Below are 26,405 nucleotides of genomic sequence, written 5' to 3' on the forward strand. Positions count from 1 at the left end.
CTGCAGGCGCTGCAGCCGTCCTAAGGCAGGATGATATCGATCCACACCGGAAAATGCCGCGAGGCCGCGGCAAGGTCGCCGGCAAGCGGGTCATCCGGCGGCGGCCAAAGGACACCGGCGTCAGAAACCTTCAGCGCAGCCGAGGGCAGCACATAGTCCAGCCGCAACCCGCCAAGATCGTCATAGATCACGGTGTCGAGGGCCGGATCGCCCTTGTGCGCAGGTTCCGTGCGCCCGTGGCTGCCACGCGGACCCGGGTCCTGCAGCGCCGGATGGCCAAGCAACGCGGCAATGCCGTCGCGCAGGCCATCGCCATCGGCAGGGTCAAGATTGCCATCGCCAAGGACGATGAAGGGCGCGTCGGGCGGCGGCATGGGCAGGGCCCCTTCAAGGAACAAGCGCCAGAAGGCGGCCTCGTCATGGTTGCGCTTGCCGTTGCGGTCTTCGCGTCCGTCGAAGACCGGGGGCGTGGCGTGCCATGCCAAGAGGTGCAGCGGCCCCCCGTCCGTCAGGATCGGGACATCCCAGAAGCCGGTGGTCGCAAGGCGCTGGACCTCCAACAGCCCAGCCTCGGTGCCGGGGGGAATCTGCGCCCCGGGAAGGTCACGCCAGAGGAAGGCCGAAAAGTCGCGCACGGCGCTTTCGTCCACCGGCAGGCGCGACAGCACGGCCATGCCCCCCTGACCGGAGAACAACCCCCAGCCCTGCGCATCGCGCGGGTCGCCGATACGCCCGTTGCCATCAACGTCAAACCCGGTTTGCAGGCCCGTATTGGGCCGCAGCGCAAAGCGATGGGGGTAGGTCGCACCCCCGGCAGCCAAGCGGTCGGCCAGAAGGCCCAGCGCCACGCCGTTCCGGTCATAGTCCACCGCCGTCAGCAGGATCACATCGGCATCCAGTGCCTGCAGGACCGCCACCACGGCGGCAATCTGGGGGTGGTCCGGTCGGGTCAGGTCCTGCACCAGCAGTCCCGGCCCCTTGCGGTCAAGCCCTACATTCCAGGTGGCAATGCGCAACGTGTCGGCAACCACGGGTCCCGCCGACAGCAGCAGCGCCAGCGCAACGCCAGCGCCCCGGATCAGTGGTCGCGCCCCTCTTCAGCGCGGTCCGCGGCGGCGCTGGCTTCATCCTCGGCAATCTTGCGGTCGCGTTTGGTGCGGATCATGTCCGCGACCCGCGCCATGGCGACGCCCCGCATCAACAGGCTGGCCGGCAGAAAGGCCCAGGCCGCCATGGTCCAGATCAGGGTCTGGGACGAGGTTATGGTCGTGATCGGCAGGCCAGAGGTGAAGACCGCGATCAGTGTGGGCACCACGAAGGGCAAAAGGAACCCCACCGCCAGGTTGACCCGCGAATCCCGCTCCAGCCGGTCAACCACATCGCCACCAGCGGTCGGCTCGAAGGTGGGGAGGTTCACCCAGACGTTGAAGGCGCTTTTGGTCGATGGCCAGCCCGCAAGTTTCAGCACGATCACGAAGACCGCAAGCGAGACCAGCGAAATAAGATAGGCCGTGCCCGCCGCCGTGCGCAGATCCTGCACCTGTTCGGCGGTGGCGGTTTCGGTCAGCATGAAGGTGGCCAGCCGCACGGGCGAATAGGGGAAATCCAGCGCTTCGCCGATCACCATGCCCAGCGCATGGAACAGCCGCGACACGGTCGTCGGGTCGTCCCGGTCGGCCACGATGACCGACAGGAACAGCACAATCGCCAGCAGCATCAGATAGCGGATGCGGTTGAACGGCGCGCCGTCGCGGAATTCGACAAGGCTGGGATAGACGGCGTTGTATTCGACAAAGACCAGCGTCCCGGCAAACAGCGCCATCAGGGCCACGATCTGCTTGGTGTCCGTGCCAATGTCCGGCAGTACGACCGACGGCAGCACGATCAGCACCATGACAAGGAAGGCGCGGACGGCTGCCCCGGTGGCGCGGTTCAGCCAGGTCCGTGCAGCCCCGTCGATCGACGACACCACCCTGACCTGCAGCCGGCCCACAGTAAGCCCGCGCATCCGGCTGCGAATTGTTTCAATGCTGTCCAAATCTGCCCTGCCACACCGGGATTCGCGTTGTTGCCCCGACCAAGCCAAAGCTTTGTGGCCATTTCAGGGTCAATCTGCGCAATCTGGAAGGAAAGCAGCAAAAGCAGCACCTGCCCCGGTTGTGCGGGCAGATGCCGAATTGCGGATCAGGCCCAGGGGCGGGTGGTGGCAGCCTTCGCCTCATAAGCGTCGATGGCCACGGCCTTTTCCAGCGTCAGGCCGATATCGTCCAGACCGTTCAGCAGGCAGTGCTTCTTGAAAGCGTCCACCTCAAACGCGAAGGTCGTCCCATCCGAGGCGGTGACCGTCTGGCTTTCCAGATCAATGGTGATCCGGGCGTTTTCGCCCTTCTTCGCGTCGTCCATCAGATGCGCCACAGCCTCGGGCGGCAGGACAACCGGAAGGATGCCGTTCTTGAAACAGTTGCTGAAGAAGATGTCCGCGAACGAGGTGGAGATCACACAGCGGATCCCGAAATCCAAAAGCGCCCAAGGCGCATGTTCCCGGCTGGAGCCACAGCCAAAGTTATCCCCGGCGATGATGATCTGCGACTTGCGGTAGGCGGGCTGGTTCAACACGAAGTCGGGGATTTCCTGCCCGTCTTGCGTATAGCGCATCTCATCGAACAGGTTCTTGCCCAGACCCGACCGCTGGATGGTCTTCAGGAACTGCTTGGGGATGATCATGTCGGTGTCGATATTGACCAGCGGCATGGGCGCGGCAATTCCGGTCAGGGTGGTAAAGCGTTCCATCGGGGGTCTCCTGTCTTTCCGGCTGGGATAGTCCATCCCCGCTGCCGGAGCAACATCAGTCCTGCGCTTCGCCGGGCGTGTGGAAGGTCAAAGATGCCCAATCCGAATGCCACACCGGCCCCGTCTTGGAATCGTCGTTCGGCAGCGCCCGCAGGTCGACGTTGTCGACAAGGTATTCCATCCCCGGCAGGACCGGCACCGTCACCTTGCCGTCAGCATCGGTGCGATGCCGCGTGATCGTCACCGTTCCATCGGGCGCGGTCTGGAACAGTTCAACCTGCGTATCGGCGCGGGGGGCGCCGTCCAGCAGCACCAGAAGCGGCAGGCCAGCGGTCAGATCGTCGGTATAAGGGTTGGCAAGGGCCACAATCTCGATCTTCAGCCCAATGGCCCGGTCCGCCCCGGCACCCGACCCCACGGCGATCAGGCTTTTGGCATGGCGACGATAGGTTTCCCGGAACCCGGTTTCCGGAAGTCCGCGCGCGGCGTGATCCGCCAAGGCGGTGCGAAAGTCCTTGTGCGCGACAAAGCGCTGGAACACGGCAAAGTCGGAATAGTTCAGCTCTGAATCCGCTGTTTCGTGCACGATGATCGCCAGCCCATCCGTCTCTGCCGGCATCTGCAGCGCCGGGTTGTCGCCCAGCCGCCCTTCGACCGGGCGGACCGTATCGCCCTGCACCACCTCGAACCGGGTGATTGCATTCGGCAGGTAGGACAGCGCCGCCCCCTTCATCTCCTGCCCAACGCGCAGGCGGACCGCCATCACATCTTCGGGAGCGATGGTGTAATCGTCGGGCGACAGCCAGAATTCATGCGCCTTTGCGGCTCCCGTGCTAAGTGCAGCCATCAAGACAGTCAGCAGAACCGGAAGTTTCACAATGCCGTCCTTCATTTTTATGCTTGTCCGTAAGCTGGCCCTTTGCGCCATTCTGTCAATGACCCTGGTAACGCCCGCCGCCGCGCATGAGGTGCGCCCGGCGATCACCGACGTGACGGTTGGCGAAACGACGGTCGAGATCATCCTGCGCGCGCCGCTGGAACCGATCATCGCCGGGATGGACCTTGCAGGGCTTGAAGATACCAACCTGTCCCCCCTGTCAGACCGCTACGACGCCCTCCGCGCCGAGGATCCTGTGGCCTTGGAGGCCGCCTTGCGCGCCGCCTGGCCGGGCATCGCCGCGCGTATCACCCTTCTGGCGGGCGACACGCGGCTGGAGCCTCAGATCGCCAGCATCACCGTGCCCGAGGTGGGGGATATCGACCTGCCGCGCGACAGTGAGCTGACGATCACCGCCACGCTGCCCGACGACGGCACACCGGTGCAGCTTGGCTGGGACGCCAGCTTTGGGTCGGTCATCGTGCGCCAGATGGGTGGGGGCGCAGATGCCTACACCGCCATCCTCGCGGGGGGTGAGCTTAGCGCCGCCCTGCCGCGTGAAGGCTTTGCCACCGAAGGCGCGCTGCCGGTCTTTGGCCGCTTCATCATCTCGGGCTTTGAACACATCATTCCCAAGGGGTTGGATCACATCCTGTTCGTCCTTGGCCTGTTCTTCTTTTCGCTGCGGATGTGGCCGCTTCTGGGGCAGATTACGGCCTTCACGCTGGCCCATACGATCACGCTGGCGCTGGCCAGCCTGCAAATCGTGTCGATTCCGGCCAGCATCGTTGAGCCGCTGATCGCGGCATCAATCGTCTATGTCGCGGTGGAAAACATCTTCGGCGGCAAGGTGGGGCCGCTTCGCATCGCGGTCGTCTTCGGCTTTGGCCTGTTGCACGGCCTTGGCTTTGCCTCGGTCCTCAGCGACGTCGGCCTGCCCGAGGGGCGGTTCCTGGTAGCCCTTGTCGGGTTCAACATCGGCGTGGAACTGGGCCAACTTGCGGTGATCGCCCTGGCATTCGTTCTTCTGGCCCTGCCCTTCGGGCGTCAGCCTTGGTACCGGGCCGCCATCGCCATCCCGGCATCCTGCGCAATCGCCGGGGTCGGCGCCTGGTGGACGTTCGAAAGGGTGTTTCTTTAAGCCCCAGAAGTGACGTCTGCAGACTGGCCCTCCGGTCTCCAGACGGGTCTTGGGTCAGGCCATCTCGCCCATCATCTCGCGCACGTCCGTCAGATGCCCGGTAATCGCAGCCGCAGCGGCCATGGCCGGCGACATCAGATGGGTGCGCCCGCCGCGGCCCTGACGGCCCTCGAAGTTGCGGTTGCTGGTCGCGGCACAACGTTCGCCGGGGGAAAGCTGGTCAGGGTTCATCGCAAGGCACATCGAACAGCCCGCCAGACGCCATTCAAAGCCCGCATCAAGGAAGATCTGCGCCAGACCTTCCTCCTCCGCCTGCGCGCGGACAAGGCCCGATCCCGGCACGACCATCGCACGGAGACCGTCCTTGACCTTCTTGCCCTTGAGGATAGCGGCTGCAGCGCGCAGATCCTCGATCCGGCCGTTGGTGCAAGACCCGATGAAGACCGTGTCAATCTTGATGTCCGTCAGCTTCATGCCGGGCGTCAGGCCCATATACTCAAGGCTGCGCTGCGCAGCCTCAACCTTGCCACCGGTGAAATCGCTGGCGGCAGGGACAAAGCCGGTGATCGGCAACACATCCTCAGGGCTGGTGCCCCAGGTCACGACGGGGGCGATGTCTTCGCCCTTGATCGTCACCACCTTGTCGAAATGCGCGCCTTCATCGGTGTACAGCGTCTTCCAATAGGCCAGAGCCGCCTCCCATTTCGCGCCCTTCGGCGCGTGCGGGCGGCCCATGCAATAGGCGAAGGTCTTTTCGTCCGGCGCAATCAGGCCCGCACGCGCGCCGCCTTCGATGGCCATGTTGCAGACGGTCATCCGGCCTTCCATCGAAAGCTCGCGGATCGCCTGACCGCAGTATTCGATGACATAGCCGGTGCCGCCCGCGGTACCGGTTTCACCGATCACCGACAGGGTGATGTCCTTGGCCGTGACACCGGGGCGCAAGCTGCCCGTGATCTCGACCTTCATGTTCTTCGACTTCTTCTGGATCAGCGTCTGGGTGGCCAGCACATGCTCCACCTCGGATGTGCCGATCCCATGCGCCAGCGCGCCAAAGGCACCGTGGGTGGCAGTGTGGCTGTCGCCGCAGACGACGGTCATGCCCGGCAGGGTCCAGCCCTGTTCAGGGCCAACGATGTGGACGATGCCCTGACGCACGTCGGACACCGGATAGTAATTGATCCCGAAGTCCTTGGCGTTCTTGTCCAGCGCCTCAACCTGAATCCGGCTGTCTTCGGTCATCGTCGCGGCATTGGCGCGGTCCAGCGTGGTGGGGACGTTGTGGTCCGGCACCGCAATGGTCTTTTCCGGCGCACGGACCTTGCGACCCGTCATGCGCAGGCCCTCAAAGGCCTGGGGGCTGGTCACCTCATGCACAAGGTGGCGGTCGATATACAGCAGGCAGGTGCCGTCGTCGGACTGGTGGACAACATGGTCGTCCCAGATCTTGTCGTAAAGCGTACGCGGAGCGGTCATGGCTCTCACCTTAAGGTTCGGGATGGCTTCAGGGGAATTTCGGCACGGGGGGACGCAGGGAAAGCGTCAGACGCGGGCAAGGATGGACCGGGTCATGCCGAAAAAGCGGGCCGGAAGCCGCGCATGGTCGGTGATGTCGAAATAGATGAACCCGGACATGGCCGCGATATACGCTCGAATTTGCAGTCAGGCAAGCTAGGTCCCTTCCAACAGGGAGAGGTGCGATGCAACCGAAGACATGGGCTATAACACGGGCCGCAGTGCTTGGGCTGACCTTGGGGATGACAATGGCGAACACCGGACAGGCCGAAGGCACCCACAAGGGCTATGAGATGCCGCCGTATACCGTCGACTGGTCCGATGGCCCGCGTGAACTGCGCAGCTACGGGCCGCATATCTTGGCCGAAGTGCGCGTGGCAGGCGGGCGCAGCGGGGCGATCCAGACCGGATTTTCCCTCCTCGCCGGCTATATCTTCGGCGGCAATGCGGAGGGCGAAAAGATCGCCATGACCGTGCCCGTCGCACAATCCCCCGAAGCCGACCACTGGGTTGTCAGCTTCATGATGCCCGCCCGCTTTACCAAAGACACCCTGCCCGCCCCGCGTGACGCCCGGATTAGCTTCATTCAGGCGCCCGCCTCGCGGCAGGTGGTGGAACGCTTCTCGGGCCTGCCCGAAACCACTGACCTTGCCTCCCGGGCCGAAACTCTGCGGACATGGGCCACGGCGCAAGGCCATGACATCATCGCCGGGCCGCATTTCTACTTCTACGACGCGCCGATGACCCTGCCCTGGAACCGCCGGAACGAAGTGGCCTTCACCCTCCGCTGACAGGCTTTCTCTTCACCAAATATCCCCGCCGGAGGCACCGCCCGAAGCCGGTTGGCCGGAACGGCCAGAGGCGAGACAGGCTCTTGCAGCCGCGCGCGCATGCGCGGCTGCACCATTGGAATCCCGCACGCTGTGGCAGGCGGGCCGCTTCCGGAAGGGCGCGGCGAGGGCCCCACGCTGCGATGCAGCCTTGCAAAGGCGCGGAATTAGGCGTACCCGCCCGCCTTCGGTTGAGATTGCGCCACGCGGATGCTAATCTTTGCCTATGGCCCGGCGCGGGGGCCAAGCATCAGTCCGCGCCTTTCTTGGAGGACTTCGTCCTGACGCATTCAGATCCCGCCACCGGTCTTCCGGTCGGCCCGCGCCCCAAACCCGCCCAAGGCGAGGCTTCGGGGCCGGATGGCCATAGCGCCGACCAATTGCTTGCCCTCGTGCTCAAATCGGTTGACGACGACAAGGCCGAAGACATCGTGCAGATTGATCTGCGTGGCCGGTCGGATGTGGCCGATTACATGGTCATCTGCTCGGGCCGGTCGTCGCGTCAGGTGGCCTCGATCTCGGAAAAGCTGGCTGACCGGCTGAAGCAGGACATGCGCATCATCGTGCGGATGGAAGGCAAGGAAACCGGCGACTGGGTTCTGATCGACGCGGGCGATGTGATCGTCCATGTCTTCCGCCCCGAAGTGCGCGAATTCTACCAGCTTGAAAAGATGTGGCTGCCGACCGGGTCGATGCCAGCGACCAGCACCGCGCAGGGCTGATGCGCCTGCAGCTTTGCGCTGTCGGTCGCTTGCGGACCGGGCCGGAACGGGCGCTGGTTGACGATTATCTGCACCGTCTGGACAGGATCGGACGGCCACTTGGTCTGGGCCCGGTCTCTGAACATGAGGTCGAAGACAAACGCGGCGGCGGCAAGGCGGCTGAAGGCGCTCTTCTGGCCCGCGCCGTGCCGGATGGTGCCGCCCTTTGCGTGCTGGACGAACGCGGCAAGCAGCTGTCCAGCCCCGATTTCGCGGCAATCCTCGCCGCGTGGCGGGACGGTGGACGGCAGGACGCAGCCTTTGTCATCGGCGGCGCCGATGGGGTTGATCCAGCCCTGCGCCAGCGGGCCGATCTGGTGCTTGGGCTCGGACCGATGGTCTGGCCGCACATGCTGGTGCGGGTGATGCTGGCCGAACAGCTCTACCGCGCTGCGACGATCCTGTCCGGATCGCCCTACCACCGGACCTGACGCCCCTACCGCGCCCGCGTCAGCGCGAACACGCCCGACCCCACGACAAGCGCCGCGCCGATCCATGTCGCGGCATCCGGACGCTCGCCAAAGATCGCCACGGCAAGGATCATCGCGAAGATCAGCCGCGTATAGCGGAACGGGGTGACAGACCCCACGTCGCCCGTCCGCATCGCATAGGTCAGCGCGTGATAGCCCAGCATCCCGAAGACCGTGCCCCCGGCCAGATGCGCCAACCCCGCCGCATCCGGCAGCACCACCCCGCCGGTGACCGCAAGAACGATCGCCCCCGCAATGGCCAGCATCGCAAATCCAAGCGCCCCGAGCTGCCGGTTTGACAGCCCCTTTGGCGCGGCCCGCGTGGCAAGGTCGCGCCCGGCAAAGCCCAGCAGACCCACCACCGCCAGCAGCGACAGGATCGAGAAATCCGCCCCCGGCCGCAGGATCACCAGCACGCCCACGAAACCGATGACCACCGCAAGCCACCGCTGCCAGCTGACCCTTTCGCCAAAGACCACCGCCGCCCCGGCGACGACCACCAGCGGCGTCGCCTGCAGGATGGCCGAGGTGGTGGACAGCGCCGTCAGCGTGATCGCCAGACCATAGAACAGGCGGCCGGTCACTTCGAAGGCACAGCGGATCAGCATGGCCCGCGACAGGAAGGCGGGCGGCAGCACAGCCTCGCCCCGGGCAAAGGCCATGGTGGCAAAGGTCACCATCCCGACCAGCCCGATGGTCAGCAGGACCTGCCCCAGCGGCATCGTGGCGGCAGCGGCCTTCACGAACACATCCTCGACCGCGAATCCGGCCATCGAGGCGGTCATGAACAACGCCCCGCGCTGGTTGTCGGTCAGTATCACAGGGATTGCCTCACCGTGCGCCCCAGGTGTCGGACAGCCGGTAGCCCTGCGGCCAAGGGTCGGCGGGGTCAAGCATGTGCTGATGCGTGCCGGTGATCCAGGCCCGGCCCGATATCTCGGGGATCACCGCGTCCCGGTCCCCCACCCGGGCCGCGCCGACAATCCGGCCCTCGAACTGCCCCTCGATCAGGGACGCCGCGCGCAGGGTTTCGCCCGGACCGATCTGCCCCCGCGCCGCCATCAGCGCCAACCTCGCCGAAACCGCCGTCCCCGTGGGCGACCGGTCAATCTTGCCGGGACGGACTGAAACGGCATGGCGGGTCTCCCAACCATCCGCCACCCGGGTCAGCGGCCCCGCGAACAGGCAGAACGAGAAATGGCGCCAATCGGCGTTTTCCGGATGGTGAAACCCAAGCTGCGCATCTGCCGCCGTCGTGATCTGGACGCCAAGCGTGGCAAGCCGGTGCGCCTCGGCCGGCAGCAGGTCAAACCCCAGCGCCGCCGCATCGACCACAACGAAACTGTCGCCGCCATAGGCGGTATCGACGGTGATCCTGCCCAGCCCCGGCACGTCCAGCGGCACGGCCAACCTGTCCGCAAAGGCCGGCAGGTTCCGTACATGAATCCGTTCCGCCTTCCCATCCCTGCACTCGGCGCGGACGGTGACAAGGCCGCCCGGCGCTTCCAGCGTGATCTCTGTCACCGGCTCCACCATGGGCAGGATGCCGCTGTCCAGAAGCACGGTCGCCACGCAGATCGAGTTTGACCCCGACATGGGCGGGTTGTCCTCCGGCTCCATGATGATGAAACCCATCTGGGCGCGGGGGTCCTTGGGCGGGACCAGCAGGTTGACATGCCGGTACACCCCGCCGCGCGGTTCGTTCAACAGAAAGTTGCGCAGGGTCTGGTCACGCCACAGCGCCTCACGCATGTCCCAAAGGGTGGCTCCGGGCGGCGGGGCAACGCCACCAACGATGACATCCCCGACCTCACCCTCGGCATGGGCCGAGATGACATGGATGGTCTTGCTGCTGCGCATGGTGGCCTCCCCCTCAACCCGCGCACCCTGTAAGGGCGCGCGGGAAATGACAAGCGCCCCACCAATGGGCGGGGCGCAAATACCTTTCCGGCAGGTGTGGCTCCGGTCAGATCAGCCCGGCATGCTGCATGGCAGCCTTGATCCGTGCCTTGGTCCCATCGGTCAGACCGACCAGTGGCAGGCGGACCTCTTCGCTGCACAGGCCCAGCAGCGACAGGCCGTACTTCGCCCCCACAAGGCCCGGCTCGATGAAGATCGCCTCGTGCAGGGGCATCAGGCGGTCCTGATACTCCAGCGCCTTGGCGTAATCCCCGGCAAGGGTGGCGGCCTGAAACTCGGCGCACAGCCGGGGGGCCACGTTTGCAGTCACGCTGATGCAGCCGACCCCACCATGCGCGTTGAAGCCAAGCGCCGTCGCATCTTCACCTGAAAGCTGGATGAAATCGGCCCCGCAGCTGGCGCGCTGCATCGACACCCGCTCGATCTTGCCGGTGGCGTCTTTCACCCCGACGATCCGCGGCAGCTTGGCCAGGGTGCCCATGGTTTCCGGCGTCATGTCCACAACCGACCGGCCGGGGATGTTGTAGATGATGATCGGCAGCTGGCAGCAATCATGCAGCGCGGTGTAATGCGCGATCAGACCAGCCTGCGTCGGCCTGTTGTAATAGGGCGTGACGACCAGCGCGGCACTGGCCCCCACCTTTTCGGCATGGCGGATCAGGCTGATGCCTTCCACCGTGTTGTTCGACCCCGCGCCCGCGATCACCGGCACCCGGCCAGCGGCGGCGGCCACCACTTCCTCGATCACCTGCTGGTGTTCGGCGTGGGAAAGCGTCGGGCTTTCGCCGGTCGTTCCCACCGGGACCAGACCCGTGGACCCTTCGGCAATCTGCCAGTCCACAAGTTTCTTCAGCGTCACCAGATCCAGCTCGCCGTTCTTGAACGGCGTCACCAGGGCAGGAATGGACCCCTTGATCATGACGCATCTCCTTGTGATGGGCGGAAGTGCCCGGCTGCAAACGCGCATCTCATAGCTTGCGGCCCATGCAAAGCCAAGTCTTGCCAGTCGCGCTGCCGGTCGCGCAGTCGTGGGTTGTGGCCGTGGGCTGGCTCAGGCAGATTCAGGCGCATGAAAACACTGTCCCTTCCGCTCTGGTCCCTGCGCGCCTTTCTGGTCGCGGCATCCCTGCTACAGGCCACCGCCACCCGCGCCGACACGGTGCAGGCGATGCGCACCGCCCTTGAACTTGCCGCTGGCAAGGATTGGGACGGCGGCCTTGCCGTGGCCCCTGCCGGCGTTGGGCGCGACATCATCGACTGGCAGCGCCTGCGCGCGGGGGATGGCCGGCTTGGGGACTATGAGGCGTTTCTTGCCCGCCGCCCCGATTGGCCCGGCCTGCCGCTGTTGCGCGAAAAGGGCGAAGTGGCGGTGGCAAGGTCCGACGACCCCGCCCGCGTGATTGCGTGGTTTGACAACGGCCTGCCCCAGACCGGCAAAGGCGCGCTGACCTATATCACCGCCCTCAAGACCCAAGGCCGAGTGGCCGATGCCGAGACCGAGGCGATGCGGGCGTGGTCCACCCTTGCCTTCACGGCCGAGGAAGAAGACCAGCTGATCGCCCTCGCCCCCGACGCTCTTGACCTTGTGCACGAACTGCGGCTGGACACCCTGCTCTGGTCCGGTCGCCTGCGTGAGGCGGACCGGATGCTTGCCCGCGTGCCGGAAGGCATCCGCGCGCTTGGCCGGGCCCGGATTGCCCTTCAGAATGAGGAGAAGGGCGTGAACGCCCTGATCGACGCCGTGCCAAAGGCGCAGGCAGGCGATGCCGGGCTGGCCTTCGACCGCTTCATCTGGCGCATGCGGCGCGACCTTTATGACGAAGCCTTGCCGCTGATCCTCGAACGCTCAGCCAGCGCGCGTGACCTTGGCCGCCCCGAAGCCTGGGCGCAGCGCCGCGCAATTCTGACTCGCTGGCTGTTGCGCCAAGGCCGCCCGGCCGAAGCCTACCGGGTGGCAGCCAACCACCACCTGACCGCAGGCGCCGACTATGCCGACCTTGAGTTTCTGTCCGGCTTCATCGCCCTGCGCCGTCTGAACGATCCGGCCAGCGCAGAACGGCATTTCGACCGGCTGCTGGCCGGAGTGTCCACCCCGATCAGCCTTGCCCGCGGCCACTACTGGCTTGGCCGCGCGCGTGAAGCGGCCGGGCAGGACGCCACGGCCAGCTATCAGGCGGCGGCAGCGCATCAGACGGCGTTCTACGGGCTTCTGGCCGCCGAACGGCTGGGGCTGTCGCTCGACCCCGGCCTCTTGGCGCAGACCAACGTGCCGGACTGGCGCAACGCCGCCTTCGCGGGGTCCTCGGTGCTAGAGGCGGCCACGCTCCTGCGCAAGGCGGGCGATGCGAACCTTGCCAAGCGCTTTATCCTGCATCTGGGCGAAAGCCAGGACGCGACCGGCCTTGCCCAATTGGCCGACATGGTGCTGGACTGGAACGACCCGCATCTTGCCGTCCTGGTCGGCAAGGCCGCCGCCGAACGCGGCCTGATCCTGCCCCGCGCCTATTATCCGGTGCCAGAGATTGTGCCCGACGGTCTTTCCGTCAGCCGCGCCCTTGCCCTTGCCATCGCCCGCCGGGAAAGCGAATTCGACCCCGCCGCGCGCAGTTCCGCTGACGCGCGCGGCTTGATGCAGGTGCTCCCGGGCACTGCCAAGCTGATGGCGGGCAAACTTGGCAAACCCTTTGAGGCGGGCAGGCTGATCTCGGACCCTGCCTACAATGTCACCATGGGCGCCGCCTACCTGGCCGAGATGGCCGAGGAGTTTGGCCCCTCGATCGCCCTCATCGCCTCGGGCTACAACGCAGGCCCCGGTCGCCCCCGCCGCTGGATCGACGAATTCGGCGACCCGCGCCGCCCGGATGTGGATGTGGTGGACTGGGTGGAAACCATCCCCTTCTCCGAAACCCGCACCTATGTGATGCGGGTGGCCGAAGGCGTGGTGATCTACCGCGCCAAGCTGAAAGGCGCCGTCGGCCCGGTAAGGATCACGGAGGAGCTGAAGGGCTAATCCGGACGCCGCCGTTCAAGCTGCGCCAGCCGGACCTGGCGCAGCGCCTCGACCAGCAGGGCGGTCAGCAGGCCAAAGCTCAGAAACCCGTTCACCGCCGCCATGGCCGACATGATGCGCCATTCGGGCGGGGGCACTACATCGCCCAGCCCAAGCGTCGAAAACGCGACCAACGAGAAATAGACCGACTCTTCCAGCGTGGTAAAGGCAGCAACGCCCCACAGCGCAAAGGCCCAGATCCAGACCCCGGTCGTGATCACCGCCAGCACCCAGATGCCCACGCCCACCAGCATCACCAACAGCTTCGACCGCTGGGGCGGCGCGATCAGCCATGGGTGCACGCGGCGGAACACCACCTCCAGCGCCAAAGCCGCCACTGCCATCACCAAGACATTGACCAAAAGCAGCCCCGTCCCCAAGGCAATCTGAACCAGCATGGCAACCCTTCTGGACTATGCGCGCCCCAGACCTTATCTGACACCGATCATGGTGGCAAAATCTGATCCCAACTCCAAACTCATCGCCGAAAACCGGCGGGCGCGCTTCGATTACCACATCGAAAGCGATCTTGAGGCTGGGATCATGCTTCTGGGCTCCGAAGTCAAAAGCCTGCGGCAGGGTGGGTCGAACATCGCCGAAAGCTACGCCTCGGTCGAAGGGGGGGAGCTGTGGCTGATCAATGGCTACATCGCCCCCTATCTGCCCGCCAAGACCTGGGGGCATGAGGAACGCCGCCGCCGCAAGCTGCTGGTGTCGCGCAAGGAACTGTCGCGCCTGTGGAACGCCGTGGGCCGCGAAGGCATGACCATCGTGCCGTTGAAGCTGTACTTCAACGACAAGGGTGTGGTGAAGCTGAAGCTGGGCGTCGCCAAAGGCAAGAAGCTGACCGACAAGCGCGAAACCAGTGCCAAGCGCGACTGGGACCGCCAGAAGGCCCGCATCATGAAGCAGAACCACCAAGGCTGATCATATCGCCATTTAACCATTTGTTGCCGGATACCCCTATATCTGGCATGGTTAACGCTACCGGACACCAAGTGCGGGGCAAAGCCGGACGTGCCCACGGGCCAACCGGCGCAGAGGGAAAGGTGCAGTCATGGGTATTGAACTGATCATTCAGATCATCGCAGGCCTTGTCGGCGGCAACGCTGCGGGCGCGGGGATGAAGGGACTAAGCCTTGGCACAGCAGGCAATTCGGTCGCCGGGGCTGTCGGTGGCGGCCTTGGCGGGCTGTTGATGGGCATGCTGGGTGGCGACGGTGCCGCCGCCGCTGGAGCGATGGAGAACCTGGATATCGCCGCGATCATCCAGTCCATCGCGGGTGGCGGCATCGGTGGTGCCGTGCTGACTGCGATCCTTGGCATGCTGAAGAAGGCGATTGCCAAGTAACGACCGAACCGAAGCGCGGGGCGCGGGGCAAATCTCCCTGCGCCCCTTTTGCCCCAAGCGCGCTTGCGTCACCCGCCAAGGGCCGGATATATCCCGGTAACCCCGCCGGGAGGCCCCCATGACACCTTCGCCACAGGATGATCCGAAAACGCTGGTCTCGACCGACTGGCTGGGTCGGCATTTGCGTGACCCCGACTTGCGGGTGCTGGATGCCAGTTGGTTCATGCCGGGCAGTGGCCGGGATGCGAAGGCGGAATATGCCGCAGCCCACATACCCGCCGCGCGCTTCTTTGACATCGACGAAATCGCCGACCTGCGGTCAGACTTGCCGCACATGGCCCCGCCGCCGGAAAAGTTCATCAGCCGGATGCGCGCGATGGGCGTGGGCGACGGGCATCAGGTGGTGGTCTATGACGCGATGGGCATCTTCTCGGCCGCCCGCGTCTGGTGGCTGTTCCGGCTGATGGGCAAGATGGATGTGGCCGTGCTGGACGGCGGCTTTCCAAAATGGCAGGCCGAGGGCCGCGAGATCGAGGATATGCCCCCGATCATCCGTGACCGGCACATGACCGTCAGCCGCCAGAACCATCTGGTCAAGGATGTGACTCAGGTCGCCCATTCCGCCAAACTGGCCGAGGCCGAGATTATCGACGCCCGCGCCGCCGCCCGCTTCCGTGGCGAAGCGCCGGAACCCCGGCCCGGCCTGCGGTCTGGCCATATCCCGGGGTCGAAGAACCTGCCTTATGGTGATGTGCTGAACCCCGATGGCACGATGAAGCCCCCCGCCGCGCTGAAGGCGGTATTCGAAAGCGCCGGGATCGATCTGAAGAAACCCGCCATCACCACCTGCGGCTCGGGCGTGACTGCCGCGGTCCTGTCCCTTGCACTGGAACGGATCGGCCACCGCAACCATGCGCTCTATGACGGCTCTTGGGCCGAATGGGGCATGTACGACGACCTCCGCGTCGAAACCGGCCCCTGACGGCCAGAGGAACCCATGCTCGAATCTCTGAACCCCCAACCGCAGGACAAGATCCTGCAACTGATCGCCATGTACCGCGATGACCCGCGGACCACCAAGATCGACCTTGGCGTCGGCGTCTACAAGGACGCGACCGGCCTGACCCCGGTGATGCGGGCGGTGAAGGCGGCAGAAAAGAAGCTGTGGGAGGTGGAGACGACCAAGACCTACACCGGTCTTGCCGGCGAACCCGCGTTCAACGCCGCCCTTGTCAGCATGATCCTTGGCGATGGCTTTGCCGACCGGGCAGCCTCGGTTGCCACCCCCGGCGGCACGGGTGCCATCCGGCAGGCGCTGGAACTGATCCGCATGGCCAACCCCGCCGCAAAGGTCTGGCTGTCGAACCCAACCTGGCCGAACCATCCCTCCATCATCAAATACCTCGGCATGCCGATGGCCGAGTATCGGTATTTTGACATCGCCACCTCCGGCATCGACTTTGCCGGGTTGATGGCCGACCTTGAAGGCGTCGCTGCCGGGGATGCCGTGCTGCTGCACGGCTGCTGCCACAACCCGACAGGGGCCAATCTGGATGCGGGCCAGTGGGATCAGGTGATAGCGCTTCTGCAGCGCAAGGGTGCGGTGCCCTTCGTCGACCTCGCCTACCAAGGCTTCGGTGACGGGCTTGAGGAAGACGCGGCCGCCACCCGCAAGATCGCCGCCGCCTTCCCCGAAGTGCTGATCGCGGCCAGCTGCTCGAAGAACTTCGGCATCTACCGCGAACGGACCGGGGTGCTGGTCGCCCTGACCAGCCCCGACCGCAAGGCCGTGGTGCAAGGCAACCTCAACTTCCTCAACCGGCAGAACTACAGCTTCCCGCCCGACCACGGCGCGCGGCTGGTGACGATGATCCTGGAAGACGCCACGCTGACCGCCGACTGGAAAGCAGAACTGGAGGAGGTGCGGCAGAACATGCTCACCCTGCGCCAGACGCTTGCCGATGAACTGCGCCGCGCCACCAATTCCGACCGCTTCGACTTTGTCGCCCACCATCGCGGCATGTTCAGCCGCCTTGGCCTGACCGAAACGCAGGTGAACCGCCTGCGCGAGGACCACGGGATCTACATGGTCGGTGACAGCCGGATCAACATCGCGGGCCTGAACGCGCGGACCGTGCCGATCCTTGCCGCGGCGATTGCGGGCGTCATCGGCTAGACGCGTGACTGGCGGGCGGCTTGCCAGGCTGACAACAGCCCGGCAGCCGCAATCCCGGCCATGCCGACAAACCCCAGCGCGTCCGGCACCTGCCGAAACACCAGCGCGCCCAGCACGGTGGCAAAGGCGATGTGCATGTAGTTGACCGGGGCAAGCGTCGCCGCCGGGGCCTCACGGTAGGCGGCGGTGAACATCAGATGCCCGGCCGTTGCCAAGGCGCCCAGCGCGACCATCAGCCCGGCATCCATGGCACCCGGCAACAGCGGGGGCGGCAGGGCCAGAGCCACCGCGACAAAGACGATGGTGCCGACAAGGGCGGTGTGGAACATCAGCGCCATCGTCGTCTCCGTCCGCGCCAGCGCCCGCGTCAACAGATAATACCCGGTCGCCAGAACCGCATTGCCCAGCGCCAGACCGACACCCATGGGATCAAGCCCGCTGCCCGGCCGCGCCACCAGCAGCACCCCGGCAAAGCCAAGTCCCGCGCCGACCCAGCCAAGGACGCTGACCCTTTCGCCCAGCACAGGACCCGAGGCCAGCATCACCAGAACCGGCGCGATGTAGATGATCGCCACCGTTTCCGCCACCGGCAGCACCCGCAACGCCAGCAGCATGGTGATCGACGCCGAGGCGAGGCACAGCCCGCGCAGGATGACCAACCCGCTGCGATCTGTCTTCCACAGCGCCGCTCCGTGGCGGGGCAGCATGACGGCAGCCACAATGGCAAGGTTGATCGCATAGCGCGCGGCAAGGATCAGCGTGGCCGCGTACAGCAGCGCCAGATGCTTGCCCAACGTATCCGCCACCGCGAACAGGAAGGTCGCCGCGATCACAAGGGCGACCCCGCGCATCGGTCTGCCTGTGCCGCCCATCCTGACCGTCCTTCCTGCCTGCGTCGGCAGACCCTAGGCTGGAACCCTGCAACCCTGAACCCCGAAAACGAACGGCCCGCGGGGGGAGGATCCCGCGGGCCGTCGTCTTGCAGTTCCGGGCCGGGAGGAGGTGGCCCGTCACCGATCCTTAGCTGTGGTAGGCTTGCTCGCCATGCGTGGTCAGGTCCAGACCTTGGCGTTCAGTGTCCGCATCCACCCGCAGGCCGATCGTCGCGTCAATCGCCTTGAACAGGACGTAGGACACGACACCCGACCAGACGATGGTGATCAGCACGCCTTCGATCTGGATCCAAAGCTGCGCCATCATCGCATAGTCGTCGCCCTTGACCCCGCCGAAAGCCGCGGCCGAGAAGACGCCGGTCAGCACCGCACCGATGATCCCGCCGATGCCGTGGATGCCAAAGACGTCCAGGCTGTCGTCGTACTGCATCTTCTGCTTCACCACGGTGACGAAGAAGTAGCAGCCCGCCGAAGCGATCACGCCAAGGGCAATCGCGCCCATCGGGCCGATGGTGCCACAAGCCGGGGTGATGGCGACAAGACCCGCCACCATGCCCGAAGCCGCACCCAGCATCGACGCCTTGCCGCGCTGGATCCCTTCAAGACCCGCCCAGGCCAGCGTCGCCGCAGCCGTTGCGATGAAGGTGTTGATCATCGCCAGCGTGGCACCGCCGTTCGCCTCAAGGTTCGAACCGACGTTGAAGCCGAACCAGCCGACCCACAGCATCGACGCGCCCACCATGGTCAGCACCATCGAATGCGGGGCCATGTTGTCCTTGCCGTAGCCGACCCGCTTGCCGATCACGATGCAACCAACCAGCGCCGCGATCCCGGCGTTGATGTGGACAACCGTGCCGCCGGCAAAGTCGATGGCGCCCTTGGCGAAGAGATAGCCGTTGGCATCCCAGACCATATGCGCGATCGGGAAGTACGAGAACGTACCCCACAGGACCGAAAAGATCAGGACGGCCTTGAACTTCACCCGCTCGGCGAAGGCGCCGATGATCAGCGCCGGCGTGATGGCCGCAAAGGTCATCTGGAAGGCGATGAACAGATATTCCGGAATGACGTATCCGGCGCTGAACGTGGCCGCCATGCTGTCGGCATTGACGCCCGCAAGGAACAGCTTGCCCGTGCCGCCCCACCAGGGGCTCGTCGACCCGCCGAACGAGAAGGAATAGCCGTAGACGACCCAGACGATCATCATCACGCAGGCGATGACGGTGGTCTGCATCAGGATCGACAGCATGTTCTTCGACCGGACGAGGCCGCCGTAGAACAGCGCCAGACCCGGGATGGTCATGAACAGGACAAGGACGGTCGAAACCATCATCCAGCTCACGTCACCCTTGTCCATCACGGGGACGACTTCGGCCACAACCTCGGTCGCGGCTTCCGCTGTCTCGGCGGTCGCTTCCTGCGCCCAGGCAGGCAGGCTGGCAAACAGCGACGCACCCAGCGCGCCGAAGCCAGAAAGTTTCATCACATTGCTCATTTCGGTGAATTCCCCTTCCCCACGCGCGTCAGAGCGCATCGTCATCGGTTTCGCCGGTGCGCACCCGCACGGCATGCTCTACGTCGAGGACGAAAACTTTTCCGTCGCCGATCTTGTCGGTCTTGGCCGTCTTCTGGATGGTCGCGACAACCTGATCGGACAGCGCATCGCTGACGACGATCTCCAGCCGGACTTTCGGCACGAAGTTCACGGCATATTCGGCACCGCGGTAGATTTCGGTATGGCCCGACTGGCTGCCAAAGCCTTTGATCTCGGTCACCATCATGCCGCGCACGCCGATGGCGGTCAGTGCTTCACGGACCTCCTCCAGCTTGAATGGCTTGATTGCTGCAATGATGAGCTTCACGTTCTTCCCCTTTTCGTCATGGCAGGCACCCTGGGGCGGGACCCTCGATTGCGATCACGCCGGGCAATGCAGGTGCAGCACAAGCCAAGGGGTACGCCTTGCCGTCTGGTTTTCAGGCATTTTGCACAATTTTTGCACTTAAAGGTTAATATGCTTAATTTTTGGGCGCGATTAGAAGCCGAATCGTCCTGACCTGACCTTCGCTTTCCCGCGAAAGCTGTTATCTTGGCGGTCAATCGGGCCGGAAAACGGTCATCGTCAGCAGTGGCGGGCAGCAGGCATGGCAACATCGAACCGGGGGCGCGGCTCCCTTGTCGCGGACAGACGGTATTCCTCGGGCAGCGCAAAGGCGTCGTCCGGCGGCCCGCGCAAACCTGCGCCGCCGAAATCTCCGCGCAAGCCGTCCTCCCCGCGCAGACCCCGCCGCCAGCATGGGCTGATCCTTGGCAGCATCCTGTTTGTCTGGCGCGCGATCTGGGCGCTGGCCTGGCGGGCCACGGCCATTGGCGCGCTCGTGCTGGCGGGGATCGTCTTCTACTTCTACGCCCAGCTTCCCCCGGTGGCCGACCTGATCGACGGCCGCGCCCGCGGGTCGGTGACCATGCTGGACCGCGAGGGAAAGACCTTCGCCTGGCGCGGCGAAACCTTTGGCGTCATCGCGGCCGACACCGTCTCGCCCTACCTGCACAACGCCGTCGTCGCGACGGAAGACAAGCGGTACTACTGGCATTTCGGCATCTCGCCCCGGGGCATCGCCAGCGCCATCCGCATCAACCTGTCCGAAGGCCGCGGCCCGCTGGAAGGCAACGGCGGCTCGACCATCACCCAGCAGGTGGCAAAACTTCTGTGCCTTGGCGTCGCCTATGACGCCACCCAGTGGAAGTCCGAGGCCGATTATGAACGCGACTGCCGTCAGGGCGGCATCTGGCGCAAGCTGAAGGAAGTGCCCTTCTCCATGGCGATGGAGGCCAAATACACCAAGGAAGAGATCCTCACGATCTACTTCAACCGCGCCTACCTTGGTGCCGGCGCCCGCGGGTTTGAGGCCGCCGCCCAGCGCTATTTCGGAAAATCTGCCAAGGACGTCACCCCCGCCGAGGCCGCCATGCTGGCAGGCCTGCTGAAAGCCCCCTCCACCTTCGCGCCCACCGCCAGCATGGACCGCGCCCGCAGCCGCGCCGCGGTCGTCATCGGCCTGATGGAGGATCAGGGCTACCTCACCGCCGCCGAGGCGGAAGAAGCCCGCCAGAACCCCGCCCGCCTGTCCGAGGCCGCCAAGCAGAACTCCGGCGGTTACTTCGCCGACTGGGTTATGGAGACGACACCCGACTACCTTGCCCGTGACACGACCGAAGATGTCATCATCGAAACGACGCTGGATCAGGCCCTGCAGAAAAAGGCCGAGGAAGCGCTGGCCTGGGTGTTCGAAAACAAGGTCAAGGCAGGCTCCAAGGCCCAAGCCGCGATTGTGGTGATGAGCGCGGATGGCGCCGTCCGCGCCATGGTGGGCGGGCGCAACATCCCCAACGCGGGCGACTTCAACCGCGCGACGCAGGCCCTGCGGCAGACCGGGTCCACCTTCAAGCCCTTCATCTATGCCGTGGCGATGGATCTGGGCTACAGCCCCTTCGACTATGTCGAAGACACGCCGCTTTGCCTTTACACCGCCGGTTCGGGCGACTGGTGCCCGCAGAACTATGACCGCGAATTCAAGGGCCAGATCACCCTGACCCAGGCGCTGGCCGAAAGCCGCAACATCCCGGCCGTCCGGGTGTCCGAGGCTGTGGGCCGCGATCTGGTCAAGCAGGTGGCCACCGACTTTGGCCTCGCGCAGAACTTCGCCGACGGCCCGGCGCTGGCGCTGGGTGTGTCGGAATCCACGCTGATCGACATGACCGGCGCTTTCGCCGGCATCCTGAACGGCGGATCCTCCGTCACCCCATACGGCCTGAGCGCGCTGAAGCTGAAGGGCGAGGATGAGGAACTGTTCGGCGCCGGCGGCGGGATCGGGGAACGGGTGATCTCGGAAAACGCGGCCCGCGCGCTGACCTACATGATGCATGAAGTGCTGCAGTCCGGCACCGGTGGCCGCGCGCGGCTGGATGACCGACAGGCCGCCGGCAAGACCGGCACCACCCAAAGCGCGCGGGATGCGTGGTTCGTGGGCTTCACGGCCGATTATGTGGTCGGCGTCTGGATGGGCTATGACGACAACAGCCCGCTGACCGGGGTCACCGGCGGCGGCTTGCCGGCCGAAATCTGGCACGAGGTGATGGTCCGCGTGAACGACGGCCTGCCGGCCCGGCCGCTCAACATGGACTTTGGCCCTTCCAGCCAGACGCCCTTGCCCCCGGGCGTGGATGGCGGTGGCGCCGTCGCCCCCGAGGATGTGCCCTACTTCGACGATCCAACCGCCCCGGCTTACGACAGCGTCTACATCGACCCCGTCACGGGCGAGGCGATCCCGGTCTACGACGGCCCGCCCCAACCGGGGTCAGAGCGGCTTGGACCCGTCGACAACGGCCTTGCCGGACAGGTTGAGGATTTGCTTGGCATCGGGAACTGAGGTTGACGTAAGAGGACCTCGCTTCCCTCTCCTTGCATTGACGAAATTGTGATTTACTTGAAGCTGGCTATGTGGCTTTTGTCCGTGGTCGGCCCTTCCGGGCGCACAGTGGGAATCCGTCTGCCATGGTTGCTGCCGATCCTGACTTTTCAATATTCGTCGACATGCCCGCGTCGGTCATGGTGCTGGACCGTGACCTGAAATACGTCGCGGCAAGCCGGATGTACCTTGCTACCGTCGGGCTTGAGATGGCCGATCTCAAAGGGCGCATGATCTTCGACATCTTCCCCGAGATTGAAGAGCGTCGCAAACCGCTGGAACAGTCGATGCGCCGGGCTCTTGCCGGTGAAGGCAACGGCATCGACCGCCTTTACTATGCCATCCCTGACCCGGACGACAGAACCGTCCTGATGGATTCGTGGTGGCGCTGCCGTCACAATCCGGTGGTCGGGCCGGATGGCAGCGTCAATTACATGATCCAGATCACCGAAAACATTTCGGATCTGATCCGCACCGAAAACATGCGCAACGCCATCGCGCATGAAATGCAGCATCGCGTCGGCAATCTGCTGGCGCTTGTACAGATCGTGGCCCGCCGCACCGCGCAGAATGCCGACTCTCTGAAGGGCTTTCTTGCAAAGTTCGAAGAACGCATTCAATCGATGTCGCGGACCCATTCCTATCTTGTCGGCAGCAACTGGAACAGGATGTCTCTGCACGAGATTGTCACGCGCCAGCTTGACCAGGAACGCGAAGATCGCGCCAACAAGATCACGATCAGCGGTCCCGAAATCCTGCTGGATGCCAGCGATGCCCAGATGCTTTCGATGGCCATACACGAGCTGACGACCAACTCGCTCAAATACGGCGCTTTGCAGGGCGGTGACGGGCGGTTGGATGTAAGGTGGTCAGACCACAATCTGAACGGTTTCAAATTCTGCTGGATCGAAAGTGACGTCAAAACAATTGTGCCGTCAGACCGGACAGGCTTTGGCTCGATGATCCTTGATACCATCGTTCCCGCGCAGCTGCGCGCACTGGCGCAGCGGAAACTGGGGCAGGACGGCCTACGATATGAGCTGACGGTTGCGGAACGCACACCGTCAGCCCACGCACCGGTATTGCAGGTGGATCAGGCTTAAAGCTTGGCCATATCCGTGATCAGCCGGTCAAGATCACCGCCGCGCTGGTCCAAAAGCGCACCAATCTCGGTCCGTTCCGAGGCCAGCATGTTCACGCCTTCGATGATGATGTTGAAAAACAGGCTCTTGCCCGCCTTGTCGCTGACGTGCCAGCGCACTTCGAAGGGCGCCTCACCGCTCAGGTAGGCCGTGGTGATCACCTCGTAATAGCTTTTCAGCGCCTTGGCGTCGTTCACCTCGATCCGCCCGCCGATGAATTCGCGGAAGCGGCGGCCGTACTTGCGGCTGATGTAGCCCTGAAACGCCTTGGTAAAGCCGGACATCTGCGCTTTTGACGCTTGCCGCGCCGCCGGTCCAAGGGCCGACCGGGCAATGGTCGGCACATCGGCATAGCGGGCGAACAGTTTCTCGAAATCACCCAGCATGGCGGATTCGCCCTTGCCCGAGCTGATGATGCTGTTGATGTCGGCGACCGTCTTGTCGACCAGCGCGCGCGCCTGATCCACGGTCAGCGCCATTGCCCCCCGGGGCAAGGCAAGCGTGGCCAGACCGGCGACCAGACCCGCGGCAAACGCGCGGCGCGACAGGAAAATGTCATTCGGCATAGGGATCCTCGTATGGGTCGATGAAACCGTCGTCTTCGGCACCGTCCGCGCTGGCACCACCCTCCTGTCCCAGTTCGAACCGCCGGTTCTGCAGGTAAAGGAGACGAGCCTGAGCATAGCTGTCTGCACTGTCATATAGAATGGATTCCACGGTTTCCGAGAACCTGTCGCGGTCACCAAGCCGTGAGAAGACAGAAATCGCCGTCGCGGCAAGCGCCTCACGCCTCGGCACGGCCAAGGTCACGGGGTTCAGCACGACGTCAACCACAATGCCTGCGGCATCCCGGGCGGTGGAAGGTCCTGCAAAGGGAAGCTCGACATACACCCCTTCGCCGACGCCCCAGACATGCAGCGTCTCGCCAAAATCGGTGGGCTTGCCAGGCAGACCGATGGCGGTCGAGGCATCCATCAGACCGCCAAGCCCGGCTGTCAGGTTCACCCCAAGGCGCAGCGTGTTCTGCGCCGCATCCGCCAGCCGCAACTGCAGCAGGTTGTTGGCAATGTCTCCCGGCAGGTCCAGCGTCGCGGCGACGTTGCCAAAGGCGCGTCTGACCGGCGTCGGCACGATGTTGCCATAGCCTTTCGCGGCCGGTCCAACCAGCGCCCGATCCAGCCCCCGGTTGAAATCATGCACGCTGCGGTTCGTTGTCTCATAGGGGTCGTTGATCCCGTCCGGCCCCGGCGCACCGGCGCAGGCAGCCAGGAAAGCCACCGCCACTGCAACCGCCGAATGTCGCGCTGCCCGTTGTGCTGCCCGTGTCACCATCAATGAAATCTTCAGACCCTTCACCGTCACGTCCCACCATTTGCCAAAGCTAAGCATAGCCCAGCAGGCCGAATGACAAGGCATAAGTGCCGGACTTGCCGATGACAACGGCCAAGCGTGACCGATAGGTCGCGCATGGCGGGATGACGCCCAAAGACTAAACAGTGGTCAGGGATTCACCGTCAGTGCCCTGGCTTCAGGCTGGAAACCTGGGGCGGCACCGGGCCGGGCCGCTCCCATGGCCCGCGCAAGACCCGGCAACCGGCAGCGCGGTGCGCCCTGCCACGAAAGCTGGAAACCCTTGCAGCGACGGGCAGGGAAATCCTTGCCAAAAGCTTAACGCCCGCAAGTCATCTGTTTGTAATCAATGGCTTGCACAAGTGTCCCTGCCGGGGACACCCCTTGCCCCGACGGAACGCCCGGGATACCGTCGCCCTCGAACCGAAAGGACACTGCCATGCACCCGATTGAAGACCGCCTCAGCAGCCAGGGCGTCACCCTCCCCGCAGCACCGGCCCCGGCGGCCAATTACGTGCCGTTTGTCGTGACCGGAAACCTCGTCCACATCTCGGGCCAGATCAGCCAGAACGAATCCGGCCTGATCCTCGGCCGCCTTGGTGAGGATCTTGCCGTCGAACAGGGCGCAGAAGCCGCCCGGCGCTGCGCCATCTCGATCCTCGCCCAACTGAAGGCCGCCTGCGGCGGCGACTGGAACCGTTTGTCCCGCGCGGTCAAGCTGGTGGGCTTCGTGAACTCCACCCCCGATTTCACCGACCAACCCAAGGTGATCAACGGCGCCTCCGACTTCCTTGTCGCCGTGCTGGGCGACGCAGGCCGCCACGCCCGCTCCGCCGTCTCGGCTGCGTCGCTGCCGTTGGGGGTCGCCGTGGAAATCGAAGCGATATTCGAGCTGAAATGACCCGCACCCCCCTGCCGCGCGAATTCCTGGACCGCCCGATCGCGCACCGCGCCCTGCATGATCGGACCGCAGGGCGGATCGAGAATTCGCCAGCCGCGATCAGATCGGCAGTCGAGGCTGGCTACGGGATCGAGATCGACCTCCAGCTTTCCGCCGATGGCGTCCCCATGGTCTTCCACGACGAAACCCTCGACCGCCTGACCGCCGAGACCGGCCCCGTCGCTGCCCGCACCGCCGCCGACCTGACCCGCATCCGCCTGACCGGTGGCACTGACACCATCCCCACGCTGGCCGATGTCCTGACCCTGATCGACGGGCGCGTCCCCCTGCTGATCGAGATCAAGGACCAGTCCCTGACCATGGGTGCCACCGACGGCCGGCTTGAGGCGGCAACGGCGGCGGCCTTGCAGGCCTACAAGGGCCCGGTCGCTGTCATGTCCTTCAACCCCGCCTCCGTCCACCACATGGCCCGCCATGCCCCAGACATCGCGCGCGGCATCACCACCTCGGCCTATGACCCAACGGACTGGGCCCCGCTGCCCGAAGCCATCTGCGCCCGCCTGCGCGAGATCCCGGATTATGAGGCAACGTGCGCCAGCTTCGTCAGCCATGAGGCCGCAGATCTGTCCCGCCCCCGCCTTGCGGAACTGAAAGCCATGGGTGCCACGATCCTGTGCTGGACCATCCGGTCGCCCGAAGATGAGGCATTGGCCCGCCACGTCGCCGACAACGTGACCTTCGAAGGCTACCGCGCCGCCTTTCCGGCTTGACG

At 64.9% G+C, this 26,405-nt stretch carries 27 protein-coding genes; 13 read left to right on the forward strand and 14 right to left on the reverse strand.

Going from position 1 to position 26,405, the window contains the following annotated elements:
- Positions 1-20: 20 nt before the first annotated feature.
- From EI545_RS08955 to EI545_RS08970, 4 genes are all read right to left on the reverse strand, one after another.
- The gene (locus EI545_RS08955) at positions 21-1,031 is read right to left on the reverse strand and encodes an endonuclease/exonuclease/phosphatase family protein (protein WP_245990346.1); all 1,011 of its coding nucleotides are present in this window, start codon (positions 1,029-1,031) and stop codon (positions 21-23) included.
- Positions 1,032-1,078: 47 nt separating this feature from the next.
- On the reverse strand, positions 1,079-1,894 hold the full coding sequence (locus EI545_RS08960) for a hypothetical protein (protein WP_125327326.1): 816 nt from the start codon (positions 1,892-1,894) through the stop codon (positions 1,079-1,081).
- Positions 1,895-2,184: 290 nt separating this feature from the next.
- A complete protein-coding gene (gene leuD, locus EI545_RS08965) occupies positions 2,185-2,790 on the reverse strand; it encodes a 3-isopropylmalate dehydratase small subunit (protein WP_125325156.1) in 606 nt (201 codons plus the stop codon).
- A 55-nt stretch (positions 2,791-2,845) separates the two neighbouring features.
- Complete coding sequence (locus EI545_RS08970; RefSeq protein WP_245990347.1) at positions 2,846-3,667, reverse strand: DUF4198 domain-containing protein; 822 nt, start codon at positions 3,665-3,667, stop codon at positions 2,846-2,848.
- 58 nt (positions 3,668-3,725) lie between these two features.
- Here EI545_RS08970 and EI545_RS08975 point away from each other — a divergent pair, with 58 nt between their 5' ends.
- Positions 3,726-4,808 carry a HupE/UreJ family protein gene (locus EI545_RS08975; protein WP_245990348.1) on the forward strand — a complete coding sequence of 361 codons (1,083 nt, stop codon included), beginning with the start codon at positions 3,726-3,728 and terminating at the stop codon, positions 4,806-4,808.
- 54 nt (positions 4,809-4,862) lie between these two features.
- Here EI545_RS08975 and leuC read toward each other — a convergent pair whose 3' ends face one another.
- Complete coding sequence (gene leuC / locus EI545_RS08980) at positions 4,863-6,284, reverse strand: 3-isopropylmalate dehydratase large subunit (RefSeq protein WP_125325158.1); 1,422 nt, start codon at positions 6,282-6,284, stop codon at positions 4,863-4,865.
- Between the two features lie 287 nt (positions 6,285-6,571).
- Here leuC and EI545_RS08985 point away from each other — a divergent pair, with 287 nt between their 5' ends.
- From EI545_RS08985 to rlmH, 3 genes are all read left to right on the forward strand, one after another.
- On the forward strand, positions 6,572-7,114 hold the full coding sequence (locus EI545_RS08985; protein WP_125325159.1) for an SOUL family heme-binding protein: 543 nt from the start codon (positions 6,572-6,574) through the stop codon (positions 7,112-7,114).
- 419 nt (positions 7,115-7,533) lie between these two features.
- Positions 7,534-7,875 carry a ribosome silencing factor gene (rsfS, locus tag EI545_RS08990; RefSeq protein ID WP_125327330.1) on the forward strand — a complete coding sequence of 114 codons (342 nt, stop codon included), beginning with the start codon at positions 7,534-7,536 and terminating at the stop codon, positions 7,873-7,875.
- On the forward strand, positions 7,875-8,345 hold the full coding sequence (rlmH, locus tag EI545_RS08995) for a 23S rRNA (pseudouridine(1915)-N(3))-methyltransferase RlmH (protein ID WP_125327332.1): 471 nt from the start codon (positions 7,875-7,877) through the stop codon (positions 8,343-8,345). Before rsfS ends, rlmH begins: the two co-directional genes overlap by 1 nt.
- A gap of 5 nt (positions 8,346-8,350) precedes the next feature.
- On the opposite strand, the gene EI545_RS09000 is transcribed toward rlmH, so the two are convergent.
- The 3 genes from EI545_RS09000 to dapA form a co-directional block, all read right to left on the reverse strand.
- Positions 8,351-9,157 carry a DMT family transporter gene (locus EI545_RS09000; RefSeq protein WP_245990361.1) on the reverse strand — a complete coding sequence of 269 codons (807 nt, stop codon included), beginning with the start codon at positions 9,155-9,157 and terminating at the stop codon, positions 8,351-8,353.
- Between the two features lie 58 nt (positions 9,158-9,215).
- Entirely contained in the window at positions 9,216-10,244 is a 1,029-nt protein-coding gene (locus EI545_RS09005; RefSeq protein WP_125325160.1) for a trans-3-hydroxy-L-proline dehydratase, read from the reverse strand.
- Between the two features lie 106 nt (positions 10,245-10,350).
- Positions 10,351-11,223 carry a 4-hydroxy-tetrahydrodipicolinate synthase gene (gene dapA, locus EI545_RS09010; RefSeq protein ID WP_125325161.1) on the reverse strand — a complete coding sequence of 291 codons (873 nt, stop codon included), beginning with the start codon at positions 11,221-11,223 and terminating at the stop codon, positions 10,351-10,353.
- A gap of 150 nt (positions 11,224-11,373) precedes the next feature.
- Between dapA and EI545_RS09015 the strand changes: the two genes are divergently transcribed.
- On the forward strand, positions 11,374-13,314 hold the full coding sequence (locus tag EI545_RS09015) for a lytic transglycosylase domain-containing protein (protein WP_125325162.1): 1,941 nt from the start codon (positions 11,374-11,376) through the stop codon (positions 13,312-13,314).
- On the opposite strand, the gene EI545_RS09020 is transcribed toward EI545_RS09015, so the two are convergent.
- Positions 13,311-13,751 (reverse strand): ion channel, encoded by a 441-nt coding sequence (locus tag EI545_RS09020; RefSeq protein ID WP_125325163.1) that lies wholly within the window; start codon positions 13,749-13,751, stop codon positions 13,311-13,313. The two genes, EI545_RS09015 and EI545_RS09020, sit on opposite strands and share 4 nt — an antisense overlap.
- A 49-nt stretch (positions 13,752-13,800) precedes the next feature.
- On the opposite strand from EI545_RS09020, the gene smpB reads away from it, so the two are divergent.
- The 4 genes from smpB (at position 13,801) to EI545_RS09040 (ending at position 16,880) form a co-directional block, all read left to right on the forward strand.
- Positions 13,801-14,280 carry an SsrA-binding protein SmpB gene (gene smpB, locus EI545_RS09025; RefSeq protein WP_125327336.1) on the forward strand — a complete coding sequence of 160 codons (480 nt, stop codon included), beginning with the start codon at positions 13,801-13,803 and terminating at the stop codon, positions 14,278-14,280.
- Between the two features lie 130 nt (positions 14,281-14,410).
- Positions 14,411-14,704: a hypothetical protein gene (locus EI545_RS09030; protein WP_125325164.1), complete on the forward strand. Its 294-nt coding sequence runs from the start codon at positions 14,411-14,413 to the stop codon at positions 14,702-14,704.
- Positions 14,705-14,822: 118 nt separating this feature from the next.
- Positions 14,823-15,686 (forward strand): 3-mercaptopyruvate sulfurtransferase, encoded by an 864-nt coding sequence (sseA, locus tag EI545_RS09035; protein WP_125325165.1) that lies wholly within the window; start codon positions 14,823-14,825, stop codon positions 15,684-15,686.
- Positions 15,687-15,701: 15 nt separating this feature from the next.
- Positions 15,702-16,880, forward strand: a complete 1,179-nt coding sequence (locus tag EI545_RS09040; protein WP_125325166.1) for an amino acid aminotransferase — start codon at positions 15,702-15,704, stop codon at positions 16,878-16,880.
- Here the strand turns inward: EI545_RS09040 and EI545_RS09045 are convergent.
- The 3 genes from EI545_RS09045 to EI545_RS09055 form a co-directional block, all read right to left on the reverse strand.
- Positions 16,877-17,752: a DMT family transporter gene (locus EI545_RS09045; RefSeq protein WP_125325167.1), complete on the reverse strand. Its 876-nt coding sequence runs from the start codon at positions 17,750-17,752 to the stop codon at positions 16,877-16,879. The genes EI545_RS09040 and EI545_RS09045 overlap by 4 nt on opposite strands.
- 148 nt (positions 17,753-17,900) lie before the next feature.
- Positions 17,901-19,268, reverse strand: a complete 1,368-nt coding sequence (locus EI545_RS09050; protein ID WP_125325168.1) for an ammonium transporter — start codon at positions 19,266-19,268, stop codon at positions 17,901-17,903.
- Positions 19,269-19,296: 28 nt separating this feature from the next.
- Entirely contained in the window at positions 19,297-19,635 is a 339-nt protein-coding gene (locus tag EI545_RS09055) for a P-II family nitrogen regulator (protein ID WP_125325169.1), read from the reverse strand.
- A 280-nt stretch (positions 19,636-19,915) separates the two neighbouring features.
- On the opposite strand from EI545_RS09055, the gene EI545_RS09060 reads away from it, so the two are divergent.
- Both EI545_RS09060 and EI545_RS09065 read left to right on the forward strand, forming a co-directional pair.
- Entirely contained in the window at positions 19,916-22,201 is a 2,286-nt protein-coding gene (locus EI545_RS09060; protein ID WP_125325170.1) for a transglycosylase domain-containing protein, read from the forward strand.
- Between the two features lie 164 nt (positions 22,202-22,365).
- Complete coding sequence (locus tag EI545_RS09065; RefSeq protein ID WP_164517253.1) at positions 22,366-23,343, forward strand: sensor histidine kinase; 978 nt, start codon at positions 22,366-22,368, stop codon at positions 23,341-23,343.
- Here the strand turns inward: EI545_RS09065 and EI545_RS09070 are convergent.
- Both EI545_RS09070 and EI545_RS09075 read right to left on the reverse strand, forming a co-directional pair.
- Positions 23,340-23,948 (reverse strand): MlaC/ttg2D family ABC transporter substrate-binding protein, encoded by a 609-nt coding sequence (locus EI545_RS09070; RefSeq protein ID WP_125325172.1) that lies wholly within the window; start codon positions 23,946-23,948, stop codon positions 23,340-23,342. The two genes, EI545_RS09065 and EI545_RS09070, sit on opposite strands and share 4 nt — an antisense overlap.
- Positions 23,938-24,771: an MlaA family lipoprotein gene (locus tag EI545_RS09075; RefSeq protein ID WP_342776565.1), complete on the reverse strand. Its 834-nt coding sequence runs from the start codon at positions 24,769-24,771 to the stop codon at positions 23,938-23,940. Before EI545_RS09075 ends, EI545_RS09070 begins: the two co-directional genes overlap by 11 nt.
- 400 nt (positions 24,772-25,171) lie before the next feature.
- Between EI545_RS09075 and EI545_RS09080 the strand changes: the two genes are divergently transcribed.
- On the forward strand, positions 25,172-25,633 hold the full coding sequence (locus EI545_RS09080) for a RidA family protein (RefSeq protein ID WP_125325173.1): 462 nt from the start codon (positions 25,172-25,174) through the stop codon (positions 25,631-25,633).
- Complete coding sequence (locus EI545_RS09085; protein WP_125325174.1) at positions 25,630-26,403, forward strand: glycerophosphodiester phosphodiesterase family protein; 774 nt, start codon at positions 25,630-25,632, stop codon at positions 26,401-26,403. Before EI545_RS09080 ends, EI545_RS09085 begins: the two co-directional genes overlap by 4 nt.
- Positions 26,404-26,405 lie beyond the last annotated feature (2 nt).

Origin of the sequence: Tabrizicola piscis (genome assembly GCF_003940805.1) — a bacterium.
In the GTDB taxonomy this organism is placed as follows: domain Bacteria; phylum Pseudomonadota; class Alphaproteobacteria; order Rhodobacterales; family Rhodobacteraceae; genus Tabrizicola; species Tabrizicola piscis.

What these genes read in the sequence shown, in the direction of transcription:
- EI545_RS08960 (WP_125327326.1), bottom strand. Translation starts at nt 1,894, where the DNA reads ATGGTGCTGATCGTGCTGCCGTCGGTCGTACTGCCGGACATTGGCACG.
- leuD (WP_125325156.1), bottom strand. Translation starts at nt 2,790, where the DNA reads ATGGAACGCTTTACCACCCTGACCGGAATTGCCGCGCCCATGCCGCTG.
- EI545_RS08975 (WP_245990348.1), top strand. Translation starts at nt 3,726, where the DNA reads ATGACCCTGGTAACGCCCGCCGCCGCGCATGAGGTGCGCCCGGCGATC.
- leuC (WP_125325158.1), bottom strand. Translation starts at nt 6,284, where the DNA reads ATGACCGCTCCGCGTACGCTTTACGACAAGATCTGGGACGACCATGTT.
- EI545_RS08985 (WP_125325159.1), top strand. Translation starts at nt 6,572, where the DNA reads ATGGCGAACACCGGACAGGCCGAAGGCACCCACAAGGGCTATGAGATG.
- rlmH (WP_125327332.1), top strand. Translation starts at nt 7,875, where the DNA reads ATGCGCCTGCAGCTTTGCGCTGTCGGTCGCTTGCGGACCGGGCCGGAA.
- EI545_RS09000 (WP_245990361.1), bottom strand. Translation starts at nt 9,157, where the DNA reads ATGGCCGGATTCGCGGTCGAGGATGTGTTCGTGAAGGCCGCTGCCGCC.
- EI545_RS09005 (WP_125325160.1), bottom strand. Translation starts at nt 10,244, where the DNA reads ATGCGCAGCAGCAAGACCATCCATGTCATCTCGGCCCATGCCGAGGGT.
- dapA (WP_125325161.1), bottom strand. Translation starts at nt 11,223, where the DNA reads ATGATCAAGGGGTCCATTCCTGCCCTGGTGACGCCGTTCAAGAACGGC.
- EI545_RS09015 (WP_125325162.1), top strand. Translation starts at nt 11,374, where the DNA reads ATGAAAACACTGTCCCTTCCGCTCTGGTCCCTGCGCGCCTTTCTGGTC.
- EI545_RS09020 (WP_125325163.1), bottom strand. Translation starts at nt 13,751, where the DNA reads ATGCTGGTTCAGATTGCCTTGGGGACGGGGCTGCTTTTGGTCAATGTC.
- smpB (WP_125327336.1), top strand. Translation starts at nt 13,801, where the DNA reads ATGGTGGCAAAATCTGATCCCAACTCCAAACTCATCGCCGAAAACCGG.
- EI545_RS09030 (WP_125325164.1), top strand. Translation starts at nt 14,411, where the DNA reads ATGGGTATTGAACTGATCATTCAGATCATCGCAGGCCTTGTCGGCGGC.
- sseA (WP_125325165.1), top strand. Translation starts at nt 14,823, where the DNA reads ATGACACCTTCGCCACAGGATGATCCGAAAACGCTGGTCTCGACCGAC.
- EI545_RS09040 (WP_125325166.1), top strand. Translation starts at nt 15,702, where the DNA reads ATGCTCGAATCTCTGAACCCCCAACCGCAGGACAAGATCCTGCAACTG.
- EI545_RS09045 (WP_125325167.1), bottom strand. Translation starts at nt 17,752, where the DNA reads ATGGGCGGCACAGGCAGACCGATGCGCGGGGTCGCCCTTGTGATCGCG.
- EI545_RS09050 (WP_125325168.1), bottom strand. Translation starts at nt 19,268, where the DNA reads ATGAGCAATGTGATGAAACTTTCTGGCTTCGGCGCGCTGGGTGCGTCG.
- EI545_RS09060 (WP_125325170.1), top strand. Translation starts at nt 19,916, where the DNA reads ATGGCAACATCGAACCGGGGGCGCGGCTCCCTTGTCGCGGACAGACGG.
- EI545_RS09065 (WP_164517253.1), top strand. Translation starts at nt 22,366, where the DNA reads ATGCCCGCGTCGGTCATGGTGCTGGACCGTGACCTGAAATACGTCGCG.
- EI545_RS09070 (WP_125325172.1), bottom strand. Translation starts at nt 23,948, where the DNA reads ATGCCGAATGACATTTTCCTGTCGCGCCGCGCGTTTGCCGCGGGTCTG.
- EI545_RS09075 (WP_342776565.1), bottom strand. Translation starts at nt 24,771, where the DNA reads ATGCTTAGCTTTGGCAAATGGTGGGACGTGACGGTGAAGGGTCTGAAG.
- EI545_RS09080 (WP_125325173.1), top strand. Translation starts at nt 25,172, where the DNA reads ATGCACCCGATTGAAGACCGCCTCAGCAGCCAGGGCGTCACCCTCCCC.
- EI545_RS09085 (WP_125325174.1), top strand. Translation starts at nt 25,630, where the DNA reads ATGACCCGCACCCCCCTGCCGCGCGAATTCCTGGACCGCCCGATCGCG.